The sequence below is a fragment of the Paenibacillus sp. PsM32 genome, assembly GCF_030433815.1.
GTDB classification, from domain to species: Bacteria; Bacillota; Bacilli; order Paenibacillales; family Paenibacillaceae; genus Saccharibacillus; species Saccharibacillus kyungheensis.
In genome coordinates, this window is sequence record NZ_JARUWY010000136.1 from 1 (window position 1) to 203 (window position 203).

At 55.2% G+C, this 203-nt stretch carries 1 tRNA gene; it reads right to left on the reverse strand.

From position 1 onward, the window contains the following. Nucleotides 1-59: 59 nt before the first annotated feature. Nucleotides 60-141 (reverse strand) — tRNA-Leu (locus QCD85_RS23910). Nucleotides 142-203: the final 62 nt, after the last annotated feature.

The following is a 203-nucleotide window of genomic DNA, read 5'->3' on the forward strand; positions in this document are numbered from 1 at the left end:
CCACGACCCTCGCCTTGGCAAGGCGATGCTCTACCGCTGAGCCACGTCCGCAAAACCTATGCGCGTGGAGGGACTTGAACCCCCACGTCGTGAAACGCTAGATCCTAAGTCTAGTGCGTCTGCCAATTCCGCCACACGCGCATGTAATAAAAATGGTGAGTCATGAAGGGCTCGAACCTTCGACACCCTGATTAAAAGTCAGG